Source organism: Clostridium sp. MCC328 (assembly GCF_018785465.1).
GTDB classification, from domain to species: domain Bacteria; phylum Bacillota; class Clostridia; order Lachnospirales; family Lachnospiraceae; genus Pilosibacter; species Pilosibacter fragilis.
This window is the reverse complement of the sequence record NZ_WQPW01000119.1, coordinates 1-222: the sequence shown is the minus strand read 5'-3', so window position 1 is coordinate 222 and position 222 is coordinate 1. Positions and strand designations below refer to the sequence as shown.

The 222-nt window shown below is 50.5% G+C and carries 1 protein-coding gene; it reads right to left on the bottom strand.

Features of this window, described 5'->3' with window-relative positions:
- A partial coding sequence (locus GPK83_RS14760; protein WP_345941828.1) for an ACT domain-containing protein occupies positions 1–187 on the bottom strand: 187 nt, incomplete at its 3' end.
- Positions 188–222: the final 35 nt, after the last annotated feature.

Below are 222 nucleotides of genomic sequence, written 5' to 3'. Positions count from 1 at the left end.
AGAACTTATCGTGCACCACTTTGATGGCGCGGTTTGCATCGTCCTTGTTCACCAATACCGAAATACGAATCTCGGATGTAGCAATCATCTGGATATTGATACCTGCATCATACAGCGCCTCGAACATATCGGAGGCCACGCCCACATGCGTCATCATACCGGCGCCCACCAGGCTGATCTTGGCCACATTATCGTCCACCTCAATGCTGTCATATTCGAGCA